Source organism: Pseudomonas sp. MS15a(2019), from assembly GCF_013277805.1.
GTDB lineage: Bacteria > Pseudomonadota > Gammaproteobacteria > Pseudomonadales > Pseudomonadaceae > Chryseomonas > Chryseomonas benzopyrenica.
The window spans coordinates 49,780-64,765 of record NZ_VBTN01000012.1 but is presented as its reverse complement, the minus strand read 5'-3'; the positions used below and the strand labels follow the sequence as shown (position 1 = coordinate 64,765).

Below are 14,986 nucleotides of genomic sequence, written 5' to 3'. Positions count from 1 at the left end.
GTGCGGCGCTAGAGCTGCGCCGGTACCTCGCGCCATTGCCCCGGTGCCAGGTCGTCCAGCGCCCAGGGACCGATGCGTACCCGCACCAGGCGCAGGGTCGGCAGACCCACTGCGGCGGTCATGCGCCGCACCTGGCGATTGCGGCCTTCGCGGATAGTCAGCTCGATCCAGGCGGTTGGCACGCTCTTGCGAAAGCGCACCGGCGGATCGCGCTCCCAGAGCACCGGTGGCTCGGCTAACAGGCGGGCTTCGGCCGGCAGCGTGAGGCCGTCATTGAGTTCGACGCCCTGGCGCAGGCGCTGCAGCTGCTCTTCTCCAGGTGTGCCCTCCACCTGGGCCCAGTAGGTCTTGGGCAGCTTGTGCCGGGGATCGGCGATGCGCGCCTGCAACTGGCCATCGTTGGTCAGCAGGAGCAGGCCTTCGCTGTCGCGATCCAGACGACCGGCGGGATAGACCCCTGGCACCGCGACGAAGGCCTTCAGGGTCGCGCGGCCGTCAGCGTCGGCGAATTGGGTGAGCACATCGAAGGGCTTGTTGAGCAGCAGCAGCCGCGGCGTGACCGGCGGCGCCTTTGCCTGGCGACGGGGACGCTGACCGGGGGTGGAACGGGTATTTCGCGACATGGGGATCGACGGCGGTTAGGGTAATCTGAATGGCCCAGTCTATTCGTCCGAGGTCCCATGCGCATCTTTCGTCCGCTGTGGCTGATCCACCTGCTCACCCTGGCCGGCTGCGCTTCGTCCGCCTACGAGGGTCCGCGCTCCGATCACTTCGACGGCGCGCGCTTCCACAACCTGGCGCCACGCGAGGACAAGAGTCTCTGGACGCTGCTGAAATGGCAGTTCACCCGCACCCGTCCCGAGTGGACCTGGCAGGACGGCCCAGCCGTGCCGACACGGCCGGCGACGCGGGTCGAGGGCGGTGAGTTGCGGGTGACCTTCGTCAACCACGCCACCCTGTTGATCCAGCACCAGGGCCTCAACATCCTCGCCGATCCGGTGTGGTCGGCGCGGGTCAGTCCCTTCAGCTTCATCGGGCCCCGGCGCCATCACGCGCCCGGCGTGGCCCTGGACGACCTGCCGCCGCTGGATCTGATCTTTGTCAGCCACAGTCACTACGATCATATGGATCTGGCGACCCTGAGGCGCCTGGCCGAGCGCGCGCCCCTGACACCGGTGGTGACGCCCCTGGGCAATGCCGAGCTGATCCGCCGCGAGACCGGCTTCGTCACGGTCAGCGAACTGGACTGGTGGCAGAGTCTGCCGCTCAAGGACGGCATACGCCTGCACCTGGTGCCGGGCCAGCACTGGTCGGCGCGCAGTCGCTTCGACACCAATCGCCGGCTGTGGGGTGGCTTCGTGCTGGAAGCGCCGAGCGGGCCGGTCTATTTCGCTGGCGATACCGGCTGGGGCCCGCACTTCGCGCAGATCCGCGAACGCCTCGGCGCACCGCGTTTCGCCGCGCTGCCCATTGGCGCCTATGAACCCCGCTGGTTCATGCAGGACAGCCACCTCAACCCCGACGATGCCGTACGCGCCCATCAGGCGCTGGGCGCTGCCAGCAGTCTGGGCATCCACTTCGGCACCTTTCCACTGAGCGACGAAGGTCAGTTCGCCCCGCCCCGCGATCTGTCCCATGCCCGGACACTGCATGGGCTGGCGGACGAGGCATTCAGGACGCTGGCACCGGGTGAGGTCTGGTCGGTGCCCTGAGGTCAGCCGCCGACCTTTGCTGTTTCGATCAAAGGCGGTAGAGAAGAAGCGCTGAGCCAATCCATGAGGGTGGCTCTCATACCGATTCCCCAATGCTGGTCATAGAGCATCCAGGCCCCGGTGACCACAATGGCCCAGAGAATGCTGAACAGCGAACCGACCAGAAAGTATTCGGCAAAGTCCCGCTGATCCAGCTCCTTGAAGCGAGCAACGGTCTTGAGCGCTATCACCGCCGCGAGGATTTCCCAGCTGTTGCTCAGCAGTCCCGCAGCCAACACCAGGCGCTCGAGCCAACCGATGAGGCGTCCCGCGGAAAAGGCGCCATCGGCGGATGAGTCTGACACCCCTGGTCGTCGCATGCGGATGAGCATCCTGCGACACAGGGCATTGCCGAGCTCGGTCAACAGGACCAAGGCCAAGAGCGTATAGGCCAGTGCATGCAATCCTTGCAGCAACCCGTTCACTGTTCAGCCTCCCTGCGATCCAGATCTGTCAGTACCTCCAGCACGGCGTTCCACTGTTGGCTATAGGCGTCAAAGTGACCGGAGGTACGTACCTTGTAGATGCTATGGACCGATACCTGACGCTGCTCTGCCAGCTCCGCTGGCGACTGTCCATTCAAGAGTGCCGTGATATCGCTCAACTGACGTTGCGTCCAACCCTTCTCGATAACCGTCAAGCCAACCCCTAGCGCATCGAGGGCGATCTCCAGCAGTGGCTCCTGTGGCAGCGAGAAACCATAGCGGCAGAGCGCACGCTTTTCATTGAGCTTGTGCCGACTGCGGCTAAGGCCCGGCCCCATCATGTTCCAGGCCTGTTGCGGATTCACCGCCGTTTCTATCCGGGCCAGCCCCAGGACGAAGCGGCAGTCGATATCGCGCTGCAGGAGATCCAGCCTGATGTCACGCAACAGCCGAGCGCCGGCATTCAAGGAGGTCACCAGACCCTGAAATTCGTCTCCAAGGGTGATGGTCAGCGGTGACGCCAAGACGTCGGCATAACGCCTGTTGTGCTGCACTACCGCTTCATTGAAGGCCTTGTGTAACTGCGCAATATCGGCGGCGTGCTCGCTGTGCACCAAGTCGCCCATTACCACTGCGAGCGTTCTGGCGGTTTTTACCTGCTTTGGGGTCATTTTCGTGATGTAACTAAAAAAGGGTCAACAAGCGCTTTTTACCCAAAAATGGTATGACTCGCCTAGTGCTAGCTATCACCAGTAACCAGCAGGCAAGAGACAAAGGCAGCCAGAGCTTTTGAGGACACCCTCAACGCCTCGCCGCTTCCGCCCGTTGATTCTGGTTACTCCACCAGCCCCTTGTCCCAGAGCCGCACCAGTTCGCTGGGCGCCCGGTCCTCGGGGATCAGCAGGGTCAGTTCGTCTTCCTGCTCGGCGGGTTGCGGGCGAAAGCGCAGCTCCACCTTAAAGTAGCGCTGATCGCCACGCCCGACCTGGGTCGGTTCGCCGGATTCCGGCAGACAGCGTTCCAACACCGAGCAGATGCGCCCGCGTTGGGCGCTGTCGTATTGGCCGAATTCGATCTCCCGCGGCTTGCTCAGCGCATGCAGAGGCGCGAAGCCGCCCTGGCGCGAGAGCCGTACCACGGTGTCCTTGCCCAGCGGGGGAAGTTCGCGCATTGCCCTGTTCCTCTAGCTAAGGGTGACGCCTACGCCGGCCCAGGCTTCCTCGACGGCGCGGACCTCGGCCGACTCGGCACCGAAGCGGCGACCGGCGTTGGAGACGGTCAAGCGGGCGAAGGCGGCGAAATCCGCATCATTGGCCAGGCGGCTGTCGCAGAGGGTGTCGTACCAGATCGGTCCGGCCTTTTCCCAGGCATGACCACCCAGGGCCAGCGCCGCCAGGTAGAAGGCCCGATTGGGAATGCCCGAGTTGAGGTGGACGCCGCCGTTGTCTTCGCGGGTCTCGATGTAGTCGCGCATATGCCCGGGCTGGGGGTCCTTGCCCAGGGTCGGATCGTCGTAGGCGGTGCCCGGCTCGGCCATGGACCTCAGGCCCTTGCCGTTGATCTTTTGGGTGAGCAGCCCGGCGCCGATGATCCAGTCCGCCTCGGCGGCGGTCTGCTTGAGCTCATACTGCTTGACCAGGATGCCGAAGACATCGGACACCGACTCGTTGAGCGCACCGGACTGGTTGAAGTACACCAGCCCCGCCTCGCTCTCGGTGACGCCATGCACCAGTTCGTGGGCGATGACGTCGAGGGCGATGGTGAAACGGTTGAATATCTCGCCGTCACCGTCGCCGAACACCATTTGCTCGCCGTTCCAGAAGGCGTTCTGGTATTCCTGGCCATAGTGAACGGTGCCGGCGAGCGGCAGGCCCTGGCCATCGATGGAGTTGCGGCCGAAGACCTCGTTGAAGAATTTGAAGGTGGCGCCCAGGTAATCATAGGCCTCGTCCACCGCTACGTCGCTCAGCGGCGGCTGCCCCTCCTGGCGCACCAGCCGCCCGGGCAGCTGCATGGCATTGCCGGCATCGAAGATGCTGCGCTGCGGACTGGCGTCATCGGTGCGCGGCAGGGCCCCGACCGGGGCCTGGCGCACCCCGGGGCGACCGGGATTGTGCAGCAGGCTCTGGACATGACTCAGGGTGGTCAGGGCGCAGGAACGCTGGTGTTCGTCGCCATGATCGATGATGCGGCCAAGAATGTAGGGGGGAATCACCCCCTGGATGGTGCCCGGGTTACGAGACATGCGCGCCCTCCTCCTCTGGGGGACAAAGGTCCCCGATCACCGCAGCGTGCGGTCCTGCTGATTGGACCACGAAACGACCAGACGACTCCCGCCTCTTCACCCGGAGGCAGGCTTCTGGTACAAAGGCACCCCACGCGGGCGTCGTATAATGGCATTACCTGAGCTTCCCAAGCTCATGACGAGGGTTCGATTCCCTTCGCCCGCTCCAACTCTTGCGCAAGTCCTTGAATACATAGGACTTTTCGCGCCTAAAGAGCGAAGTGCAGCGTAGCCTCCTACAAAAGGCTAACCCCGATGCACCAGCGCTCAAATGTCTATCGGCGCCCCAATGGCATCTATGTCGTTCGACTGACAGTCCCGAAAGCTTGCGTCCTGCCAACCGGACAGCGTGAAATCCACCTGTCTTCTCAAACATCATGCCGGCGCGATGCTCTCCAATTCGCTAACCGCGTGAGAACAGAATGGTTAGCGTTGGTCATCGCTTTGCAGTGGGAAAACACAGTGAATTCTTCTGAAGATAGTTCTTTGAGCCGGACAGGCTTGGTCAGCGTTCAAGAGCTGAGTGATTTAAAAGGTGTTTCACAAAAGCTCATCTTAAGCGGGATAGTAAACAACAACATACCGATAGCAATCGCTGCGAACTCTATACCTGGCTACTTGGTTAATGACTTCACTGATCTCGAAAGAGAACCCAGCGGCGGCTTCGTTTTGGACAGTGCATTCGCCGCTGGAAATGAACATCACCACACGGGCTATATGAGCCCTTTCCATCCTAGAAACACAGTCTTCAGCATCCTTGAAACCGGTTACGCCGAAGAGACCGTGTTTCGCCTTTTCGGAAGGCAACGGAAAAAAATGGCATTTTTTGTTGACCTTCCTGGGATAAAGGTGGACGGCAGCTCTGTGCTTATCATGCAGCTCCATGCGGACAAACTGACTGGCTTAAGCACCGAAATCAAAGCTCAAAACAGATTGCTCTCCCACACGCCGACTAGTCAAACCGGTGAACCCAAACAAGAGATTGGATCAGACTTCATCAACCCGCGATTTTGGCAGAGAAAATCCAGCTGGCTTGTTGAAAGCTTTCTTGCCGCAAAGGATAGCAACTGGAGCGCTGAGCAAAGAACGAAGATGCATGGAATGTGCAACACCTTTGTCGACTTGATGGGCGATCCCAAACTTAGCGAGGTGGACCGAGAGCTAATTAGGGACTACGAGACTCAGCTAAGAAGGATGCCGGCTAACAGATATAACGCAGCGAGAAGACACGGCACAAACAACCCAATCGAGTTGCAAAATCTCGCTGAAACCAACCGAGAGCCACTTCTATCGTCGACCTCGGTTTTCACCTATATCAGCAAGCTATCAGAGATGTTCAAATGGGCGAAGCGTGAACGTATTTTTCTTGAAAACCCTGCCGACAAGATATCGAGCAAGCCGAAAGCCAATACCAGACAGCAGGACCAAAGACAAAAGTTTTCGCATGAAGAGTTGTTAACGATCTTCTCGGCGCCATGGTTCAAAATTGGCGCTGGAGAAAAAAACAAGCACAACCGCTTTCACCAATTTCGACCCTTCTACTACTGGATGCCTCTACTTGCCTTATTCACAGGCGGAAGACGAAATGAGCTTGCACAGCTCTATCTAAGTGACTTTAGAGAAACAGCAACCGGAACGCCTTACATTTCCTTTAACCTGGATGAAAGCGACAAGAAGGACATTGATGGAAACGACAGTGAAATTCCCGAGAAATCACTTAAAACGATAAATGCGATCCGCGACATACCTATTCACCCTACACTTATCGACTTGGGATTACTGGAGTATGTAAAAGCCTTATCTGAGTCCGGATACAGAAGACTTTTCCCAGAACTGAGAAAAGATCCGATCAAGGGCTATGGCAAACCAGTCGGCAGCTGGTTTAATGAGAGATTCCTCGGACAAAAGCTAAACATCCCGAGAGATGGCACACGGTCCTTTCACTCTTTCAGACACACATTTATTACAGCTTTGCTTGATACGGGAATGCCGCCCCGCACAAGGGCTCAAATTGCAGGCCACGAACGAGGCGACACAATTACAGACACTCGCTACACAAAAGATTCGTCTATTGAAAGCGTGCTGCCCTTCGTCAAAATGGTGGAGTTCTCTTTACCTAAGATAGCGAGATTCCAGTCAGATCTAGGCGTATCTGCAGTGACCGATGCTCTACGTTGGAAGGAACGACTGAAGTAAAGACGGCGACAGCATAGCTATCGCCGCACTAATTACTAAGCGCAAAATGCGAAACTGAGGATCTCACGGAGCTTCTGAACGCTAGCTTCCGTGAGGTTCTGCTTGCCATCCACGTAGTCGCGAAGCCTTTTCCAAGAATTGTAAGGCTTGTCCTTAGAGCTAGCGACCTCGCCGACCTCTTTGTCCCATATTACGTGTTCGAAAGTATCTTCAACAACGAAGACCTTGTTCGCAGCAGCCACATCAGCGATCTTTTTATTCGCTCTATAGGGGTTTATAGGACTAAGCTCTTCCAGCTCGGCATCTGAAAGCCCTTTTCTATCCATATCATGAATAATTCGATACTCAATACCCAAGCTATTCAAGACCTTCGCGATTGCCGGAATGGTCCATTTACCTCCGGCCGCAATGATTGTCGTATCCTTTGCCATAGAAGAGTCAAGCCCTAGCTTTTCCAACAGGTCAGCAGCCATCTGAAACACTGCCACCTCAGTTGCGCCTTCAACTAGCACTACTCGCTTTGCAAATAAACTCTCGCAAACGGTAGGATGGAAATCCAGCGTTGCACGCAATATCTCCCTCTCATCATACTCGCCACTCTTCTCGAAAACCCCATCCGGCAGCTGATATACCAGGCGCTTATTCTGAGCGTCCTTTCTGAGCAGTTTCAGAGATTTAGGCTTGTCAGCTAGCGAAATCAAAAACGGAGAGTGCGTGCTACAAACCACTTGCCATTTAGCGGAGCTAGTTCGCTCAACCAAGGCATGTTTCAGGCGACGCATCAAATGAGGATGTATGTATAGCTCCGGCTCTTCATAGAGAACGATAACGGCCCTATCTCCCCCTTCAACAGCCGCCGCATGAGCCGCATTACTTTCCAACATTGCAAATGCCAGCGCTCTTTGAACACCACTTCCCTGGTAAGCGAGACTCGATTCAAACTCCTCATCGATCAAAAAGGTCGCAGCCTTCATGAATAGTGGCTCTATCTCTATTTCACCTATAGCGAGTCTAACCTTGGAATCAAAGTCTAAAATTTGGTTTAGCGTGTTAGACACCTTATCCAAGGTCTCGCCAAGACCTTCCATTACAGCGCCATCCTCAGACTGGCCTTTCAGCTTCTTCTGTAGAAATGCAGCCTTATCAATATACTCTTTGTAACCAGCATCATTCTTGACGATCGGAAATATTCGATTGGTGAACAAAAATGCGAACGGACTGCTGCTATTTGCCTTCAAATCATCTTCAATTTTGAAACAAGCCGGCACATACATAACATGCGGAACAGCTTGCTGAAGCGAATTCGGGAATCTCTTGACCGTCCAATCTAATTTAGACTGGACACATTCAGGATGGTTATCCCTGAACCATTGCTCAATCTCCGGCAATCTCTGCTTGTATTCATCTGCCTTAGCAACGCCCAAAGAGGCCAAGCATGACTTCAACGGCTCATGCTTCTTAGCTTCACTATAGTTCACATCGGTCCACGGATAGATTTCCGTAGTGCAGTAAACGCTATACTCGTATGTTATACCGGACTCACCCCAACGGGCTTCCATCCTAACCTTTAAGCTATCGCCATCCAGCAGCCCAGAGATTGCCGGCTTTTTCTTCTCCCACTCTTCCAAATCTCGAAATTCGCAAGAAATCTCCATCACATCATCGGATTGAGTTTTATTTGGCCAGTCGTCGATCGTAGGCTTCTTATTGTCTAACAACAAATGAAGAGCGTGCAGAATGGTAGACTTCCCGATGTTGTTTGGCCCGATAAACGTCGTGAAGTCCTCGATCTCAATTGAAGCAGCCCCGATGCCTCGAAAATTCTTAATTTCAAGCTTTCTAATTTTCACTAGCCAAACTCCCTTTGCTAAGAAATGAATCAACGCAGCGCATCTCAATGGGCTGTGCCAATCCGGTGCCGATAATCGACCGTTTTCCGGCATCCATCCCAGCTATCGGCCAGGCCCGTCAGGAATTTAGGCTTGGCTTTGTTGGCACGGCGTCCTACCGTGGCACCGTTTCTTGGCAGTTCACATAGGGCAAAAGGACGATGGCGATCTTCGGGTATGGACGGGTCTCGACTACAGCGCAGACATCTGAAAACCAGAGGCTGGAGCTAGAGCAGTCCGGTTATGCACTGGACTTCTGGTTTACGGATACTGTCAGTGGAAAAGCCTGTGCTGCTCTGCGGCCTGCCTTCGCGGAGCTTCTGAGCAAGATCAGGGATGGCGAGACATTAATTGTTTCAAAGCTGGACCGCCTTGGCCGCGACTCCGTAGACGTCTTACAGACTGTTCGCTTGCTAGAGGCACGACGAATCCGCGTATTGGTGCATCAGCTGGGTGCTGTTGACCTGACGTCTCCAGCAGGCAAGCTATTGATCTCTATGCTTGCAGCAGTCGCGGAAATGGAAAGGGATTTGCTAGTAGAGCGGACACAGGCAGGGCTAACCCGGGCTAGGGAAGCGGGAAAGCAGCTCGGCAGACCTCCCAGACTCTCCCAGGAGCAACGTTCGCAGGTAGCCCTAGGGGTAGGTAGCGGACTGAGCATTAGCGCCCTTGCAAAGCGATATGGCGTGTCGCGAGCGACGATAGCGAAAGTGATTCAGAACTGAAATAGGCCCCTATGCGGGGCCTAGCTCTTGGGTTACGTCATCGCCGAACTGTTCGCGATGAATCAGTGCATCTGTAATTCGAGCAGCCCATCCCCTTGGATAGCTGATTTCGCATAACTCGAATTAGCGGAAAAGGTTTTGGCGCCCGGCCATACCCCATACTCGATTCGTATACCAATATCCCGAAATGAGCCGTCAGCCTGTTTCTTGGCTAGCTTGATGGATACTACACAGCCCGACTTGATACCTGCTGGTGTCATGACCAGCCCATCACCACAGTCAACGAAGCTATTGTTAGGGTGCGGAAACACGTCATAGCGCTTCAAAAAGCCGGTCAGCCCGTCCGGATATCTCACCGCTGGTAGCGACGCAAATCCGTTGAGGTCGCCAGTCTTGATCGACTTACCCATTGCACCGACCTTCATCCTAGCGCTGAGCTTGTCCAAGGACTCCGCAGCAAAGGTAAGGGCAGGTGCGGCGAACAGAATCGCCAGGGAAACGGCTACAACAGCTTTCACGCTTCCTTTCATCAAAAGCTCCTTTTAGATAGAGATGCATAGGGCTCTACAACCCCTATTGATTCGGATTTCCTCGATTAGAGCGTGGCCGATTAGGGTTCGTCAACCGACATTCCCGGGATGAATGAATCTCTCAGGGTCCGATTCGGCCGACGAATCAAAGAGCTACGCCTAGCTACCGGTCAGAGCCAGGAAGCGTTCGCAGATACCTGCGGCTTTGCGCGTAGCTATATGAGCCGTATGGAGCGTGGAGAGGGAAACCCATCGTTGGATGCGATAGAGCGGCTGGCCGTCGTGCTAGGCATACCGGAGGCGGATCTATTCGTCACGTCCGAAACGAGCGAAGCCCGCCCTGCTCGTCAAGACCTCTCGCCAGAGGTCCCTTACGCTTCAGATGGGTCCTGCTTTCATCCGGGCTTAGCTAGCTCCAGAGATGGAAAATTCAAGGTAGGAGAGAAGGACGCCCCAAAGCGCTTCGCTACGTTTGACGAGGCTTTGGAATACCTGCGAGGCATGAGCACAGCGAAATGGTGGCGACCCAACAGCCAGGGTAACCCGGGCCTGGTGTCAGCTGTCGAATGGAAAAAGCTGACTGAAACGTCTACGCCAAAGAAATAGGCGTTTTTCGTTTACCTACGACCTACTTCTGTTTCACTTTGAGATTTATTCACTTGGTTTTATAGGGCCTTCCAGAGTGTAGGCACATCTCTCCCTAGCCGTCGCAGAGACCGGCTAGAGAGGGTTGAAGACCTACATCCTAGAAGGCTGAGGCCTTCCGTCCGTGTCTCATTTTAACCCTGGTCGGATTATGCAGACCTTGAAGCTGGGGAGTGCGGCGGCTCCAAGACCTGTTACAGCGCGGCTCCGACCCTCAATTACGAGCATCTCTACCGCTGGCTCCTATGCTGCACCTTCTAGAGCCCGCCAACCAAGTGGCTTTGAGAAGGTTGCCCTTCCCCTTCCCGGTGAACGTTCAGATACCGATAGCCCGGGACTTGATTAGACTACTGAGGGTTACATTTCAAATCAACCCCTCAGCGCGTTTTCCCTGATCGATCTCAGGCAGAAATTCAGGCCGAACGCCCATGAGAGCTAGTCAGACCCGTGAATGAGAGCCTGTGTAAGGTTCCACGAAGTTTTGCGACGCCGAATACACACTACCCCCACCTTATACCGGCGCAATCCTAAGGGTCCTTGCTCCTCCTACAAAGAGGTCCTACATTGCCCCCGGGAATCACTCCATAAATCAAAGGTTTACGCGACACTTGGGGTTGGGTTCGATTCCCTTCGCCCGCTCCAAATCCAGACGGCCTCCAATCAGTCCTTGCGGACACACTGATTGGGGGCCGTTGCGTTTCCGGGCCTTGCCCAGGGGTTTCGCGCGCGCGAAACCTAGCCCGCCACCAGACCCTTCACCCGCTGCGCCAGGGCCTCTACCGCGAAGGGCTTGGTGAGGATCGCCATGCCCGGTTCCAGGTGGCCGTCGCTGAGCAGCGAGGTTTCGGCGAAGCCGGTGATGAACAGCACCTTGAGCGCCGGGCGCTGGACGCGCGCGGCGTCGGCCAGCTGGCGGCCGTTCATGCCGCCGGGCAGGCCAACGTCGGTGCCCAGCAGGTCGATGCGCGCATCGGAATGCAGCACCTCCAGGCCGCCGGCGCCATCGGCGGCCTCGATGATGACGTAGCCCAGTTCGCGCAGCAGATCGGTCACCAGCATGCGTACCGTGGGTTCGTCGTCGACCACCAGCACCGTGGCATTGGCGCCTTCCAGCACAGCGGGCTGGTCCTCCGCCCGGGGCAGGCCGCACGGCCGCTCCACCGGTCGCAGGGGCAGGTACAGGCAGACGGTGGTGCCTTCGCCGGGCGTCGAGCGCAGCCGCAGCTGACCGCCCGACTGGCGGGCGAAGCCATAGATCATCGACAGCCCCAGGCCCGTGCCCTGCCCCATGGGCTTGGTGGTGAAGAAGGGCTCGAAGGCCTTGGCGGCGACCTCCGGGGTCATGCCGCTGCCGCTGTCGGTCACGCTCAGGTGCAGATAGCGCCCCGCGGCCAACTCGAAATCGCGGGCAGCCGCCGCGTCGAGGGTGCGATGCCTGGCCTCGATGAGGATGCGCCCGCCAGCGGGCATGGCGTCGCGGGCGTTGATGCACAGATTGAGCAGGGCGTTCTCCAGCTGGGACTGGTCCACCAGCAGGGGCTGGTCGTCCGGCAGGCTGCTGAATTGCACCTGGATGGCCGGCCCCACGGTGCGCTGCACCAGGTCGAGCAGGCCGCCTACCAGCTGGTTGATCTCGGTGGCTTCCGGGGCCAGGGTCTGGCGGCGGGCGAAGGCCAGCAGCCGATGGGTCAGGGCCGCGGCGCGCCGGGTGCTGCCCTGGGCGGCCGTCAGGTATTTTTCCAGCTCGGTGAAGCGCCCCTGGTCGATTCTCAGGCTCATGAGGTCGAGGCTGCCGGAAATCCCGGCGAGCAGGTTGTTGAAATCGTGGGCCAGGCCGCCGGTGAGTTGCCCCACGGCTTCCATCTTCTGCGACTGGCGCAGAGCCTCTTCCGAGCGGCGCAATTCTTCGGTGCGTTCTTCGACCCGCTGCTCCAGGGTGGCGGTGAGGTCCCGCAGGTCCGCCAGGGCGCGGTCGCGCTCGTCGGCCAGAGCCCGGCGGGCGTCCACGTCCAGCAGCACGCCGGGAAAGCGCAGCGGGGTGCCATCCGGCGCCAGTTCGACATGGCCGTTGGCCTCCAGCCAGTAGTAGCGGCCGTCACTGCGGCGGACCCGGTACTGGTGGGCATAGCGACCGCCGCGCCCGAGGACGTCGGCGATGGCCGCGGCCAGGCCGGCCTGGTCGTCCGGATGGACGGTGGCTACCACCTGCGCCAGGCTCAGGCCATCGCGCCCCAGGGCCGGGTCGAGGCCAAAGTTGATGGCGAAGGCCTCGTCGACGGTGAATCTGTCGGTGGGCAGATCCCAGTACCAGGTGCCGATGATGGCGCCGGCGGCGAGGGCCAGCTGCACGCGCTCGGCCGCGGCCAGCACGCTGCTCTCCGCGGCGCGGGCGCTGTCACGCTCGTCGATGCGCGCCGAAAGCTCCTGCTCGAGGGTCAGGTTGTGCCGGCGCAGGGCGGCCTCGGCCGCGTCGCGCTGGCGATGGGCCAGGACGCTGGCGGTGGTCTCGGTGGTGATGTTGAGCATGCCGACGATGCGCTCGCCCTCGCGCAGCGGGCTGTAGGAAAAGCTCCAGTAGGTGTCCTCGGGATAGCCGTTGCGGGTCATCACGAAGTGCCTGTCGACGAAGTGCAGCGCCTCGCCGGCCAGCGTCCGCGCGATCAGCGGCGCGATCTCGTCCCACAATTCCGCCCAGACCTCGTCGATCGGCTGCCCGAGGGCGACGGGATGGCGGGCGCCGAGAAAGGGGGCGTAGGCCTGGTTGTAGATCAGCGTCTGCTCGGCGCCCCAGGTGGCGCACATGGCGAAGGGAGACGCCATGAGCAGGTCGTAGGTGGTCCGGAGGGCCACGGGCCAGCTGGCGCGCGCGCCCAGTGGCGTGGTTTCCCAGGCGAAACTTTCGAGATAGGACAAGGGACGACTCACTGGCAGAGGCACGGAGGGATCTCGTGGCCGTCCGGGCCTGCCGCGAGGCGCCCGGATGCCCATGATAGGCAGGTACGCAAGCCCCTGCCAGTGCCGCGATCCATCGCCGGCGCCGCCCTACCCAGCCGAGGCGGGACCGGGCCTGCGGCATGCTGTCCCGGTGAAACGACTGGCACCGGCGACGTGCATCTCTTACCGTGTGGCCCCCGCTGTCGCTGTCAGGTATCCGATCGTCATGTCCGCGTCTTCCACCCCGCCCGAGGGGCTGCAACGCAGCCTGTCCAATCGCCATCTGCAACTGATCGCCATCGGCGGCGCCATCGGCACCGGCCTGTTCATGGGCTCGGGCAAGACCATCGCCCTGGCCGGCCCGTCGATCCTGCTGGTCTATCTGATCATCGGCAGCGCGCTGTTCTTTGTCATGCGCGCCCTGGGCGAATTGCTGCTGTCGGATCTGGAGTACAAGTCCTTCATCGACTTCTGCACCGACCTGCTCGGCCCCTGGGCCGGTTTCTTCTGCGGTTGGACCTACTGGTTCTGCTGGATCGTCACCGCCATCGCCGATGTCATCGCCATCGCCGCCTATGCCCAGTTCTGGTTTCCCAGCCTCGCGCCCTGGATCCCGGCGCTGCTCTGTGTGCTGCTCCTGCTGGGGCTCAACCTGGTCACGGTACGGCTGTTCGGCGAACTGGAATTCTGGTTCGCGCTGATCAAGATCGTCGCCATCTGCGCGCTGATCGTCACCGGCTTCGGCCTGGTGCTCTGGGGTTTCCAGTCGCCCTCCGGCAACGTCGCCAGCCTGGCCAATCTGTGGAACGACGGCGGCGTCTTTCCCATGGGCCTGGGCGGTTTCTTCGCCGGCTTCCAGATCGCCGTGTTCGCCTTCGTCGGCATCGAACTGGTGGGCACCACCGCCGCCGAGACCGCCGATCCTCGGCGCAACCTGCCGCGCGCGATCAACTCCATTCCGGTGCGCATCCTGGTGTTCTATGTGCTGGCGCTGGTGGTGATCATGGCGGTGACGCCGTGGCGCCAGGTGGTGCCGGACAAGAGTCCCTTCGTCGAACTCTTCGTGCTGGCCGGCGTGCCCATGGCCGCCAGCCTGATCAACTTCGTGGTGCTGACCTCGGCCACCTCCTCGGCCAACAGCGGCATCTTCTCCACCAGCCGCATGCTCTATGGCCTGGCCCGCGAAGGCCATGCGCCCCGCGGCCTCACCCAGCTTTCGCGGGCGGCGGTACCGGCGCGCGGACTGGTGCTGTCCTGCCTGTGCCTGCTGCTGGGCACGGTGCTGATCTACCTGATCCCCAACCTGGTCACCGCCTTCACCCTGGTCACCACCCTGGCGGCGGTGCTGTTCATGTTCGTCTGGTCGCTGATCCTGCTGGCCTGGCTGGCCTATAGACGCAACCGCCCGGAACGCCATGCCGCCTCGGCCTTTCGCCTGCCCGGCGGGCGCTGGGTGTGCTACGGGGTGCTGGCCTTCTTCGCCGCGGTGCTGGTCTTGCTGACCCTGCAGGACGACACCCGCCAGGCGCTGCTGGCCAGTCCGCTGTGGTTCCTGCTGCTGGGGGTGGGCTACTGGTGGCGCGGGCGGACGCTACGCGGCGGCTAGC

At 59.4% G+C, this 14,986-nt stretch carries 13 protein-coding genes and 1 tRNA gene; 6 read left to right on the top strand and 8 right to left on the bottom strand.

Annotated features, from left to right (window positions below; all coding sequences use genetic code 11):
* Positions 1-8: 8 nt before the first annotated feature.
* Entirely contained in the window at positions 9-623 is a 615-nt protein-coding gene (locus FEZ61_RS19405; RefSeq protein WP_017640069.1) for a pseudouridine synthase, read from the bottom strand.
* A gap of 57 nt (positions 624-680) precedes the next feature.
* On the opposite strand from FEZ61_RS19405, the gene FEZ61_RS19400 reads away from it, so the two are divergent.
* On the top strand, positions 681-1,712 hold the full coding sequence (locus FEZ61_RS19400; protein ID WP_173150080.1) for an MBL fold metallo-hydrolase: 1,032 nt from the start codon (positions 681-683) through the stop codon (positions 1,710-1,712).
* Between the two features lie 2 nt (positions 1,713-1,714).
* Here the strand turns inward: FEZ61_RS19400 and FEZ61_RS19395 are convergent, their stop codons facing one another.
* The 4 genes from FEZ61_RS19395 to FEZ61_RS19380 all read right to left on the bottom strand — a co-directional run bounded on the left by FEZ61_RS19395 (position 1,715) and on the right by FEZ61_RS19380 (position 4,421).
* Positions 1,715-2,176 carry a hypothetical protein gene (locus FEZ61_RS19395; protein ID WP_173150078.1) on the bottom strand — a complete coding sequence of 154 codons (462 nt, stop codon included), beginning with the start codon at positions 2,174-2,176 and terminating at the stop codon, positions 1,715-1,717.
* Entirely contained in the window at positions 2,173-2,802 is a 630-nt protein-coding gene (locus tag FEZ61_RS19390; protein WP_173150076.1) for a SatD family protein, read from the bottom strand. The genes FEZ61_RS19395 and FEZ61_RS19390 overlap by 4 nt, the downstream gene beginning before the upstream one ends.
* Before the next feature lie 209 nt (positions 2,803-3,011).
* Positions 3,012-3,347 carry a protealysin inhibitor emfourin gene (locus FEZ61_RS19385; RefSeq protein ID WP_017640065.1) on the bottom strand — a complete coding sequence of 112 codons (336 nt, stop codon included), beginning with the start codon at positions 3,345-3,347 and terminating at the stop codon, positions 3,012-3,014.
* 12 nt (positions 3,348-3,359) lie between these two features.
* Positions 3,360-4,421, bottom strand: a complete 1,062-nt coding sequence (locus tag FEZ61_RS19380; protein ID WP_064307390.1) for a M4 family metallopeptidase — start codon at positions 4,419-4,421, stop codon at positions 3,360-3,362.
* Positions 4,422-4,555: 134 nt separating this feature from the next.
* Here FEZ61_RS19380 and FEZ61_RS19375 point away from each other — a divergent pair.
* Together FEZ61_RS19375 and FEZ61_RS19370 are read left to right on the top strand one after the other, a co-directional pair.
* A tRNA-Gly gene (locus FEZ61_RS19375) sits at positions 4,556-4,629 on the top strand.
* Positions 4,630-4,715: 86 nt separating this feature from the next.
* Positions 4,716-6,656: a site-specific integrase gene (locus FEZ61_RS19370; RefSeq protein ID WP_173150074.1), complete on the top strand. Its 1,941-nt coding sequence runs from the start codon at positions 4,716-4,718 to the stop codon at positions 6,654-6,656.
* A gap of 35 nt (positions 6,657-6,691) precedes the next feature.
* Here the strand turns inward: FEZ61_RS19370 and FEZ61_RS19365 are convergent, their stop codons facing one another.
* Positions 6,692-8,506, bottom strand: a complete 1,815-nt coding sequence (locus FEZ61_RS19365) for an AAA family ATPase (RefSeq protein WP_093253941.1) — start codon at positions 8,504-8,506, stop codon at positions 6,692-6,694.
* 200 nt (positions 8,507-8,706) lie between these two features.
* On the opposite strand from FEZ61_RS19365, the gene FEZ61_RS19360 reads away from it, so the two are divergent.
* Entirely contained in the window at positions 8,707-9,270 is a 564-nt protein-coding gene (locus tag FEZ61_RS19360) for a recombinase family protein (protein WP_093253944.1), read from the top strand.
* Between the two features lie 62 nt (positions 9,271-9,332).
* Here FEZ61_RS19360 and FEZ61_RS19355 read toward each other — a convergent pair whose 3' ends face one another.
* Complete coding sequence (locus FEZ61_RS19355) at positions 9,333-9,800, bottom strand: hypothetical protein (RefSeq protein WP_093253948.1); 468 nt, start codon at positions 9,798-9,800, stop codon at positions 9,333-9,335.
* 108 nt (positions 9,801-9,908) lie between these two features.
* Between FEZ61_RS19355 and FEZ61_RS19350 the strand changes: the two genes are divergently transcribed.
* The gene (locus FEZ61_RS19350; RefSeq protein ID WP_093253951.1) at positions 9,909-10,406 is read left to right on the top strand and encodes a helix-turn-helix transcriptional regulator; all 498 of its coding nucleotides are present in this window, start codon (positions 9,909-9,911) and stop codon (positions 10,404-10,406) included.
* 774 nt (positions 10,407-11,180) lie between these two features.
* Here the strand turns inward: FEZ61_RS19350 and FEZ61_RS19345 are convergent.
* Positions 11,181-13,358, bottom strand: coding sequence for an ATP-binding protein (locus FEZ61_RS19345; RefSeq protein WP_173150072.1), 2,178 nt, complete (start codon positions 13,356-13,358; stop codon positions 11,181-11,183).
* A 247-nt stretch (positions 13,359-13,605) separates the two neighbouring features.
* Here FEZ61_RS19345 and cycA point away from each other — a divergent pair, with 247 nt between their 5' ends.
* Positions 13,606-14,985: a D-serine/D-alanine/glycine transporter gene (cycA, locus tag FEZ61_RS19340; protein ID WP_173150070.1), complete on the top strand. Its 1,380-nt coding sequence runs from the start codon at positions 13,606-13,608 to the stop codon at positions 14,983-14,985.
* The last annotated feature ends 1 nt before the right edge of the window (position 14,986 follow it).

Bases quoted from the DNA above. Each gene is read 5' to 3' on its own strand.
- FEZ61_RS19350 (WP_093253951.1), top strand. From the start codon at position 9,909: ATGAATGAATCTCTCAGGGTCCGATTCGGCCGACGAATCAAAGAGCTA.
- FEZ61_RS19385 (WP_017640065.1), bottom strand. From the start codon at position 3,347: ATGCGCGAACTTCCCCCGCTGGGCAAGGACACCGTGGTACGGCTCTCG.
- FEZ61_RS19400 (WP_173150080.1), top strand. From the start codon at position 681: ATGCGCATCTTTCGTCCGCTGTGGCTGATCCACCTGCTCACCCTGGCC.
- FEZ61_RS19390 (WP_173150076.1), bottom strand. From the start codon at position 2,802: ATGGGCGACTTGGTGCACAGCGAGCACGCCGCCGATATTGCGCAGTTA.
- FEZ61_RS19405 (WP_017640069.1), bottom strand. From the start codon at position 623: ATGTCGCGAAATACCCGTTCCACCCCCGGTCAGCGTCCCCGTCGCCAG.
- FEZ61_RS19360 (WP_093253944.1), top strand. From the start codon at position 8,707: ATGGCGATCTTCGGGTATGGACGGGTCTCGACTACAGCGCAGACATCT.
- FEZ61_RS19355 (WP_093253948.1), bottom strand. From the start codon at position 9,800: ATGAAAGGAAGCGTGAAAGCTGTTGTAGCCGTTTCCCTGGCGATTCTG.
- FEZ61_RS19380 (WP_064307390.1), bottom strand. From the start codon at position 4,421: ATGTCTCGTAACCCGGGCACCATCCAGGGGGTGATTCCCCCCTACATT.
- FEZ61_RS19370 (WP_173150074.1), top strand. From the start codon at position 4,716: ATGCACCAGCGCTCAAATGTCTATCGGCGCCCCAATGGCATCTATGTC.
- cycA (WP_173150070.1), top strand. From the start codon at position 13,606: ATGTCCGCGTCTTCCACCCCGCCCGAGGGGCTGCAACGCAGCCTGTCC.